Annotated in this window: 9 protein-coding genes; 3 read left to right on the top strand and 6 right to left on the bottom strand. The window is 76.8% G+C overall.

Features of this window, described 5'->3' with window-relative positions:
* Nucleotides 1-100: 100 nt before the first annotated feature.
* The 4 genes from AB0L34_RS20115 to AB0L34_RS20100 all read right to left on the bottom strand — a co-directional run bounded on the left by AB0L34_RS20115 (nt 101) and on the right by AB0L34_RS20100 (nt 3947).
* A complete protein-coding gene (locus AB0L34_RS20115) occupies nt 101-925 on the bottom strand; it encodes a DUF3153 domain-containing protein (protein WP_363705842.1) in 825 nt (274 codons plus the stop codon).
* A gap of 155 nt (nt 926-1080) precedes the next feature.
* Entirely contained in the window at nt 1081-2013 is a 933-nt protein-coding gene (locus tag AB0L34_RS20110; protein WP_363705841.1) for an AraC family transcriptional regulator, read from the bottom strand.
* A gap of 75 nt (nt 2014-2088) precedes the next feature.
* Nucleotides 2089-2793, bottom strand: coding sequence for a phospholipase (locus AB0L34_RS20105; protein ID WP_363705840.1), 705 nt, complete (start codon nt 2791-2793; stop codon nt 2089-2091).
* Nucleotides 2794-2960: 167 nt separating this feature from the next.
* Entirely contained in the window at nt 2961-3947 is a 987-nt protein-coding gene (locus AB0L34_RS20100) for a LacI family DNA-binding transcriptional regulator (RefSeq protein ID WP_363705839.1), read from the bottom strand.
* Between the two features lie 158 nt (nt 3948-4105).
* Here AB0L34_RS20100 and AB0L34_RS20095 point away from each other — a divergent pair, with 158 nt between their 5' ends.
* Nucleotides 4106-5326, top strand: a complete 1221-nt coding sequence (locus AB0L34_RS20095; RefSeq protein ID WP_363705838.1) for an MFS transporter — start codon at nt 4106-4108, stop codon at nt 5324-5326.
* Between the two features lie 94 nt (nt 5327-5420).
* Nucleotides 5421-5756 (top strand): hypothetical protein, encoded by a 336-nt coding sequence (locus tag AB0L34_RS20090; protein ID WP_350707398.1) that lies wholly within the window; start codon nt 5421-5423, stop codon nt 5754-5756.
* Nucleotides 5757-5775: 19 nt separating this feature from the next.
* Here the strand turns inward: AB0L34_RS20090 and AB0L34_RS20085 are convergent, their stop codons facing one another.
* Nucleotides 5776-6495: an MBL fold metallo-hydrolase gene (locus AB0L34_RS20085; protein ID WP_363705837.1), complete on the bottom strand. Its 720-nt coding sequence runs from the start codon at nt 6493-6495 to the stop codon at nt 5776-5778.
* A 194-nt stretch (nt 6496-6689) separates the two neighbouring features.
* Between AB0L34_RS20085 and AB0L34_RS20080 the strand changes: the two genes are divergently transcribed.
* Nucleotides 6690-7931 carry an MFS transporter gene (locus AB0L34_RS20080; protein ID WP_363705836.1) on the top strand — a complete coding sequence of 414 codons (1242 nt, stop codon included), beginning with the start codon at nt 6690-6692 and terminating at the stop codon, nt 7929-7931.
* An 81-nt stretch (nt 7932-8012) separates the two neighbouring features.
* Here AB0L34_RS20080 and AB0L34_RS20075 read toward each other — a convergent pair whose 3' ends face one another.
* A complete protein-coding gene (locus tag AB0L34_RS20075) occupies nt 8013-9461 on the bottom strand; it encodes a serine hydrolase domain-containing protein (protein WP_363705835.1) in 1449 nt (482 codons plus the stop codon).
* Between the last annotated feature and the right edge of the window lie 32 nt (nt 9462-9493).

Genomic DNA, 9493 nt, shown 5'->3' with positions numbered 1-9493 from the left:
GGCCGGGGGGGGGGGTGGGGGGGCGGCGGGGGGCGGGGGGTTCGCCCGGCGGGCCCGGGCCCCCCGCGGGGGGGCGGGGGGGGGGGGGGGGGGGGGGCCCTCAGGCGGGCCCCGGTGGGCCGGCCGCCGTCGGGTCGCCGGTCGTCTGGCCCGGCGCGGCCGTCGGGCCGGTCGCCTGGGTCGGCACGACCGGGCCGCCGGCCGCCGGCGCCGGCCGGCGCGTACGCCGCAGCAGCAGGACGACCACGACGGCGACGAGCAGCAGGAGCGCCGCCGCGCCGGCGACCAGCAGCCAGGGGAACGCGCCGCCGCCGTCGTCGCCCGCCGCCGGGGAGGCCGACGGCCTCGGCGGGGCCTCCGCGACCGCCCGCAGTTCGGTCGGCTTCTCCTGGTTGCTGCCGACCTTCCAGCTGACCGACCGGCCGTTGACCGTGCCGTTGGTGTCGAGGACCCGGCCGGGGAAGGTCACCGATATCTCGAACGACATCAACCGCATGAACGCCTGCTGATTCTGCGGATTCTGTTCCGCCACCTTCCCGCCGTATTTCTTCGGGTCGAGGGGAAGGGTGAAGCGGTAGAGATCGTCCTCCCGGACGAGCCGCACGCTCTCGCTGTTGAAATCGCGCAGCGGGGTGTTCCGATAGGTGATCTGGGAACCGAAGAGCTTGGCGTCCTCGTATCGGGTCTCCTCGCCCGGCGGCAGGGCGGGAATGTTCTTCCGCAGCTCGGCGAAGCCGGCCTCGACGGTGCGGTTGCCCGAGGTCAGCACGCTCTTCTGGGCGGTCAGCAGGAGTTGGCCGTCGACCGTGTCGTCGGCGTTGACGGTCAGCCCGAGATTCAGTTGCATGCAGCCGGTCAGCGCGGCCGCCAGAACGAGACACGCCGCGCCGCGGAGTGTCCTGCCGCGGATGAGTCCCGTATTCATGGGCATAGTGTGTGTGATCCAGATCACTACCATCAGTCAGCGATCAGTCACAACGAAGTCGCCGATCTTACCTGGCCGTTGTCCCCTTCGGCCGAGGTTGAAAATCGCCGAAATCGATATCCTGAAGGTTTGGCCCAGGCTGCCGTTTCTGCCGGTCAGGAGGTGGCGAGGCGGTGGTCGCGCGGGGTGACCCCGCGGACCCGGCGGAACGCCGTGCTCAGCGCGAACGGGCTGCCGTAGCCGACCTTGCGGGCGACCGCGCCCAGGGTGGCGTCAGGCTCGCGGAGCAGGTCGGCGGCGAGCGCCAGCCGCCACCCGGTCAGGAACGTCATCGGCGGCTCGCCGACCAACTCGGTGAACCGGCGGGCCAGCGCCGCCCGGGACACGCCCACCTCGGCCGCGAGGGAGGCGACCGTCCACGGCCGGGCCGGGGCGTTCTGGAGCAGCCGCAGCGCCGGGCCGACCACCGGATCGGCGGCGGCGACGTACCAGGCGGGCGCGGCCCCGGGGCGGGCGAACCAGGTGCGCAGCGCGGCGATCAGCACCAGGTCGAGCAGCCGGTCGAGGACCGCCTCCTGGCCTGGCGCGTCCCGGGTGACCTCCTCGGCGAGCACGGGCACCAGCGGGCTGCGCCACTCCTCGCCCCCGACCACGAGCAGCGGCGGCAGGGCGGTGAGCAGCCGCCGGCTCAGCTCCCCGGGAAGCTGGTAGGTGCCGGTCAGCAGCACGGTCGCGCCGTCCGGGCCCGTGCCCCAGGTGCGTACGCCCAGCGACATCGTCTCGGCCAGCGGCTCCCCGCGCAGCGTGGTGCACCGCTGCCCGGGATGGATGACCACCTGCGGCGGGGTGGCCGGGTCGTCCGCCACGAGATAGCCGTCAGGCCCGCGCAGCACCGCCACGTCGCCCGGCCCGAGCGCGACGGGCGCGCCGTCGTCGGGCACCACCCAGGCCGCGCCGCGGACCAGGGCGACCACGGTCAGCGGGGCGCGGTCCTCGATGCGCAGCGCGAACGGGGGATCCAGCAGCGACCGGAGCAGGAAGGCGCCCCGGGCCCGCGGCCCGTCGAGCAGCCCGGTGAGCGGATCCATCCCGCGAGCGTAGACGAGCGCACATGGCGCCGGCGGGCGCGCGGCGTCCGGCGTCTCGGGCGGGGACCGACCGGGTCAGTCTGCGATCGTCAGCCAGTCGGCGGCGCGGTGGCGGATGTCGGCGGGCACCTCGTGCGGGCCCGCGAACTCGTCGTAGGTGACGTCGTAGCCGAGCGAACGCAGCCGGGGCACCAGCCGGCGGCTGCACACGTCGACCGGCAGGACCGGGTCGTCGGCGCCGTGCGAGACGTAGACGCGGGGGCGGCCGTGGGTGACCAGCGGCGCGGCGAAGCCGGGGGAGAAGGCCACCACCGCGTCGACCAGGTCGCCGTTGGTCAGGCCCAGCGAGAGGGCGTACGAGGCGCCGTCGGAGAACCCGCCGAACGCCACCTGCCCGACGGGGTAACCGGCGAAGGCCGTGGCCAGCAGCCCGTCGATCCGTCGGACGTCCACCCCGAAGCCCTCCACGATCAGGTCCCAGCTGCTCGACGCCGCCTGCGGGGCCACCAGCAGCAGTTGGTGCGCGTCGGCGACCGGCAGCAGCAGGTCCACGCCCTGCCGGGCCGAGCCGCCGGCCCCGTGCAGCAGCAGCACCAGCCGGTACGGCCGGCCGTCGACCGGCTCCGGGGCGTACACCATCGCCAGCGGCCCGCCGTCGGCGTCGGTCAGCGTCACCATGCCGGTGGCCGCCCGGGTGACGGGTGGCGCCGGACGCGCGGTGAGCCGGCCGTGCCGTGGGTTCTCCTCCGGCTGCCGGTGCGGCGCGGCGGGTTCGGCCACGGGATCACCGCTCCTCGTCCTCGGCGGGGGTGCGCCAGCGGTTACCCCGCTGCCCCGGGGTTAACCCTGCCGGGCCGCCTCCGGCGCGGCCAGCGACCCCTGCCGGCCGAGGGCGCGCCGGCCCGGACACGCCGGACACCGGACGGGAGGCGCTGGCCGCGACCGGCTCATCCGCTGACCCGGCGGACCAGCCGGGACGGGAACACCGTCGCCGGCGGCACCGGCCGTCCGGCCAGCACGGCGGTCGCCGCCGCCGTGGCGATCCGCCCCACCGGGTGCGTCGCCGTGGTCAGCGCGGGGGTGGTCATCGCGGCGAGCGGGATGTCGTCGAACCCGGTGACGGCGACGTCCCCGGGCACCTGGACGCCGTCGCCGCGCAGCCCGTCGATCACCCCGAGCGCGGTGGCGTCGCTGATCCCGACGATCGCGTCCGTGTCCGGCCAGCGCGCCAGCACCTCCCGGGCCGCCGCCCGGCCCCGGCCCGCGCTGAAGTCCCCCGGCACCAGCCGCACCGGCAGGCCCGCGTCGCGCACCACCCGGCGGTACGCGCCCACCGACCGGCCGGCGCAGGACAGCCAGCGGGGGCCGGTCACCATCGCGATGCGGCGGCGGCCGGTGGCGTACAGGTGCCGCACCACGGCCTCCGTGCCGCCACCGTTGTCCACGTCGAAGGCGGGTACGAGGGCGGAGCCGATGCCGATCGAGGCCACCCGGCCGCGCAGCGCCGCCGGGACCGCCCGGAGCACCGCGTCGGTGGTGTTGACCAGGATGATCCCGCCGACGCTGCGGTCCTCGGCCAGCCGGCGCAGCCCGGCCGGCTGCCGCCTCGGGAGCCAGTGCAGCGCGACCCCGAGCCCGTACGGCGCGCAGACCCGGGCGGTCGCGCCCACCACCCGGTCGACGTACGGGTCGTCGAGGACGGTCGGGGCGACGCCGGACACCGCGACCACCAGCCGCACACCGGTGCCCCGGACCAGCGCGCGGGCGGCCGGGTTCGGTGCGTACCCGAGCCGGTCGGCGGCGGCGGTGACCCGGTCGCGGGCGGTGGGCGAGGCGTAGCCGGTGCCGGCGATCACCCGCGAGGCGGTGGCCCGGGAGACGCCCGCCGCCCGGGCGACGTCGTCGAGTGTGGGCGGTCGGCCAGCCGTCGTCATACCTGTCCTCCCCGTGGTCGCCGTCCCCGGCGCGGACGGTCGACGCGCATCATCTCCCTCGCGGGTCGGCGACGGTAAGGGGTGGCAGGCGATTGTCCTGGCAGCGCTCTCAGGTGTGGGATCGTGCGGCAGACCGCCCGAGGCGAGAGGACGCCACCGTGAGCCGCACCGCCGCCCCGCCCGCCGCGCCGACCCCGGCCGTACCCCGGGCGGTGCTGGCCGCCCGTACCGGCGTGGCGGTCGTGTTCGCGCTCAACGGCCTGGCCGTTGCCACCTGGTTCTCCCGGGTGCCCGCCGTCCGGGACGCGCTGGGGCTCAGCGCGGGCCGGCTCGGGCTGCTCCTGCTCGCCATGTCCGTCGGCGCGCTGCTCGCGATGCCCACCGCCGGCCTGGTGGCCCAGCGGCTCGGGGCGGCCCGCACGGTGGCCCTCGGCTGCCTGCTCGTCGCGGCCGGGCTGACCGTGGCCGGGGTCGCCGCCCCGGCCGGTTCCCTGGTCGGGGTCGCGGTCGGGTTGTGCGCTCTCGGCTACGGCTCCGGCATCTGCGACGTCGCCATGAACGTCGAGGGTGCGGCGGTCGAGCGGCGGCTGGGACGCACGATCATGCCCCGCTTCCACGCCGCGTGGAGCCTCGGCTCCGTGGCCGGCGCCGGGCTCGGCGCGGGGGCGGCCCGCCTCGGCCTGCCGGTCGCGGCGCACCTCGCCGCGCTGGCGGCGGTGGTGCTCTGCGGCACGCTGCTGGCCGTCCGGTCGTTCCTGCCGGCGGCCGAGAGCGGCACCGCCTCCGCGTCGGCGGCCCCGGCCGAGCGCCGCCGCGACCTGCTCGCCGCCTGGCGGGAGCCGCGCACGCTGCTCATCGGCCTGCTGGTGCTGGTGTCGGCGTTCGCCGAGGGCAGCGCCAACGACTGGCTGGCCGTCGCCTTCATCGACGGCCACGGCCTCAGCGAGGCGGCCGGGGCGGCCGTGTTCGGGGTCTTCGTCGTCGGCATGACCCTGGGCCGCACGGCGGGCACCGTCGCGCTGGACCGGTGGGGCCGGGTGCCCGTCCTGTCCGGCACGATCCTGCTCGCCACCGCCGGCGCGGGCGTGGCGGTGCTCGCCGGCTCCGGGCCGGTGGCGGTTGCCGGCGTCGCGCTCTGGGGGATCGGCGCGTCGCTCGGCTTCCCGGTGGGGATGAGCGCGGCGGCCGACGACGCGCGGCGGGCGCCGGCCCGGGTCAGCGTGGTCGCCGTGATCGGCTACACGGCGTTCCTCGCCGGCCCGCCGCTGCTCGGCCTGCTCGGCGACCGGGTCGGCACGCTGCCCGCCCTGCTCGTGGTGCCGGTGCTGCTGCTGCCCACCCTCGCCCTGGTGCCGGCCACCCGCCCGCCGGCCCGCTGACGCGGCACCTCCGCAGGGCACTCACACCCGGCTCGCAGCCGCGTCCCAGGAAACGGTGCTGCACTGGGAGGACGCCGAGGAGAGGAGCGGGGGGATGGGCTGGTTCAGTCGACGGCCGCGCGGCACCGACGCGGCCCCCACGAAGCTCGACCGCGAGGCGACCCGCGAGGACCTGGCCGCGCTGGAGGCGTTCGTCACCAGCCGCCGGGGCGTGGAGTTCTACCTGGAGCCGGAGACCACGGCGACCGACACCACCGTGGTGGCGATCGCCCACGACGGCGAGTGGATCCGCCGCCGCACCGGCTCGCCGCGCGCCGCCGGGTCGATCGCGCGCAAGCACGCGGTGCCGCTGTACGAGGCCGCCCGCACCGGCTACCCGGAGCGGATGCGGGCGTGGAACCGGGCCCACCCGGAGCGCCGCGTCCGCTGAGCGTGGCGCCGCCGCGCCGTCACCGCGCGGCGGCGACCGCCGCGCGTGCCTCGTCCAGCGTCATCGGCGGCTGGTGGCTCGCGACGTACCAGTGGACGTCGTCGGCCAGCAGCCGGCGTACCAGGGCGAGGTCGGGCTGGTCCTCGGGGGTGCGCAGGTGCGCCGGCGGCGGATAGAAGCAGTCGCCGAGCAGCAGCACGCCCGAGTCCGGCACCGCCACCACCGTCGAGTCCGGCGCGTGGGTGCCCCCGACGTGCCGCACCCGTACGCCGACCGGCAGCTCCAACTCGTCGGTGAAGGTCCGGGTCGGCGGCAGCACCGCGAAGTCGTCCCACGAGTCGACCGCCAGCGCCCGGGCCCGGAAACTCGGGCCGAGCCGCGGGTTCGCCCGCACCTGCTCCCGCAGGTACCGGTGGCTCCACGGCCGGGCCGCCTCCGCACGCAGCAGCCGTTCGCCGGCGACGTGGCCGACGATCTCCACGTCGGGCCAGGCGCAGGCGCCCCACACGTGGTCCCAGTGGTGGTGCGTGTAGACCAGCCAGCGGGGCGGCGGCAAGCCGGCGGCAGCCAGCGCGGACCGGATCTCCCGGGCGTGCGCGGGGCTCTGCCCCGCGTCGACCAGCACGCTGCCCCGGTCGTCGGCGACCAGGGCGACGCCGGCCTGGACGGCTTCCGGCTCCGGATCACCCGGGCAGAGCCAGACCCGACCGGCGAGGTGCTGGAACGTCACGGCGGCCATGGCGCACACCCTCCCTGGGTTCCGGACAATCGCGTCGGACTGCCGCCCGATCGTAGTGCTCCCGGGCAGAGGTGCGGTGTCTGGATCCAGGCGATGTCGCGGCTGGCCCCGGGCGCCGGCGGTTGGTGTCGCGGCGGGCGCCCCTGCCCGGCGGCGCCGCCCGTGGGGACGGGGCGGGCGGTAGGGTTTCCGGCATGGCTGACCGGTCGTCGGCCCTGGGCCGTCCCTTCTGGACATTCTGGACCGCCGCCGCCCTGGCCAACCTGGGCGACGGCATCCGGGTGGCGGCGTTCCCGCTCCTCGCCGCCGCGCTGAGCGACGACCCGGTGGCGGTGGCCGCCGTGGCCGCGGCGCAGTTCCTGCCCTGGTTGGTCACCGGCCTGCTCGCCGGAGCGCTCGCGGACCGCAGGGGAGCCCGGGAGATCATCGCCGCTGCCGACGTGGGCCGGGTCCTGGTCCTGTCGACGTTGGCCCTGACCGTCGCGGTGGGCAGGGCGCCGATCGGCCTCGTCGTCGTCGCCGCGTTCCTGCTCGGCGTCGGCGAGACCCTGCGCGACACCGCCGCCCAGACCGCCGTTCCCCGACTGGTGGACGACGCGCAGCTGGAGAAGGCCAACGGTCGTCTCGTGGCGGGCGAGATCGTGGGCAACGAGTTCGTCGGCCCGCCGGTCGGCGCGCTGCTGTTCGTCGCGGGGGCGGCACTGCCGTTCGCCGTCAACGGCGCCTCCCTCGCGTTGGCCGTCATGCTCGTGCTGTCCCTGCCGCTGACCCTCGCCCGCCCGGCCCCGGGAGCCGGTGCCGGCGGGCCGTCCGGCGGCGCGGCCGCCCCCGCGCGGGACGGGGCGCTCGCCGGGCTGCGGTGGCTGGCCCGGCAGTCCGTGCTCCGTACGCTCGTGCTCGTCGGCGCGGCCGTCGCCGCCGCGGACAGCGCCTGGTTCGCGATCTTCGTGTTGTACGCGCGGGACAGCCTCGGCCTCGGCGCGCTCGGCTTCGGCCTGCTGCTGGCCACCGGCGCGGGCGGCGGCCTCGCCGGCTCCCTCGTCGCCGACCGGCTGATCGCCCGCTTCCGGCACCGGCACGTGCTGACGTGGTCGATGGCGGTCACCGCCGGAGCGCCGGCGCTCCTGGTCGTCGCGCCGCACCGGGTCGCCGCCGTGGCGGTCGTCGTCAGCACCAGCGCGGCGTTCGCCGTCCTCAACGTGGCCGCGCTGTCGCTCCGGCAGCGCCTCGTGCCCGGCGACCTGCTCGGCCGGGTGGTCGCCGCCTCCCGGGTCCTCACCTACGGCTGCACCGCGCTGGGGGCGCTCGCCGGCGGCGCGCTGGCCGCCGGCCTGGGCCTGGACGCGCCGTTCCTCTTCAGCGGCGCCGTCGCGGTGGCCGCGACCGTCGCCTGGAGCGTCGCGTCCCGGCCCTCCGCGCCGGCCGACCCGGCCTGACGGAGGCGTTGTCCCTCACCGCCCCGGCGACCCGGCCGGCGGGCGCGAACGGTCGGCTCACCGGCAGGGCCGTGCCTGTCGTCAGCCGCGCCCGCGACGTCCGAGTCCGACGAGCCGGGCCACGAGGACGGCGGCGCAGCCGAGCGTCGCGGTGACCAGCAGCACCATGAACGTCGGATAGATGTACGCCACCTGGATCCAGGCGACGTCACGCCCCCGGTAGAGCCAACCGACCACCCGGTGGATCGAGGCGAGCAGCGGCAGCGGCGCGAGCAGCGGAAGCAGCCGTACCAGCGTCCAGGGGCGTACCGTCCGGCCGGCGGCCCAGCGGCGTGACCGGAGCACGCCCCGGCCGGTGAGTGCGGCGCAGGCGACCGCCAGCACCAGCAGCACGGCGTCGACGACCACGAGCGGCGTGCCCGCCGAGGGCGCCGGCGTTCCCTCGATCAGCGCGATGAGCCGCTCGGCGAGGGCCGACGCGTGGCCGTACGCCAGTCCGGTGTTCGCCATGACCGCGACCCCGTAGCCGGACGCGGGCAGCAGCGCCTGGTACGCCGTCGAGGTGAACAGGTCACCGCTGTGCGCGATCATCGGCGCCCCCGATCCGGTCTTCTCCACGAACCAGCCGAGGGCGTAGGAGTCGGAGACCGCGGACGGGCGGTGCAGCGTGGCGAGGCCCGCCGGGGAGACGACCGCCGTGCCCTCCGGACCGCGACCCTGGTTGCCCTGCGCGATCAGCCACGCCGCCATGTCGTGCGCCGAGCTGAGCACCCCGCCGGAGCCGTTGCCGAAGGCCGGCGGCTCGGGCAGGGCGACCGGCCTGCCGAGGACCATGAGGTGGCCGCGCGCGCTCGACGGCAGGTCGGCGGCCACGTCGAGGGTGCGACTGTCGGTCATGCCGAGCGGGGCGAAGACCCGCGTCCGCAGGTACTCGTCGAACGGCAGCCCGCTGACCACCTCGACGAGTCGTGCGGCCACCTGGAAGTTCGGGTTGTGGTACTCCCACCTCGTGCCGGGGGCGGCGGCCAACCGGGCCGTACGCATCCCCGCGACGGCCTCCCGCAGCGAACCCGGCTGGCGCCTGGTGAACGCGGGGAACGTCGTGTCCGACATCCCGGAGGTCTGGTCGAGCAGCTGCCGCACGGTGATCCGGGCCGCCCGGGGGTCGTCCATCGTGAACTCCGGCAGGTGCCGGTGGACCGGCCCGTCGAGTTCCACCCGGCCCGCCTCGACCAGCTGCATCACGGCGAGGGCGGTGAACGACTTGCTCACCGACGCCACGGCCATCGGGGTGCGCGCCGTGATCGGGTCGCCGGCGGGGGTGTGGCCGTACCCGGCGGCGTGCACCACCTCGGTCCCCCGGGTGACGGCCACCGCGGCGCCGGGCAGCCCGGTGGCGTCGCGGTACTGGCGGACGGCGGCGTCGACGGCGGCGGCGTCGATCCCGGCCGGGGGCGCGGCCGGGGCCGCCGGGGCGGGCGACGCGGCGAGCGCCGCGGCACCGGCCAGGACGAGGAGTCGCGTGATCATGGTCGGAGTCTCGGCCGGTCGGGGACCCCGCA

This window comes from Micromonospora sp. NPDC052213 (assembly GCF_040679695.1).
Lineage (GTDB): Bacteria > Actinomycetota > Actinomycetes > Mycobacteriales > Micromonosporaceae > Micromonospora.
Note: the sequence above shows the minus strand (reverse complement) of the source record. Positions and strands in the feature narration are given on the sequence as shown.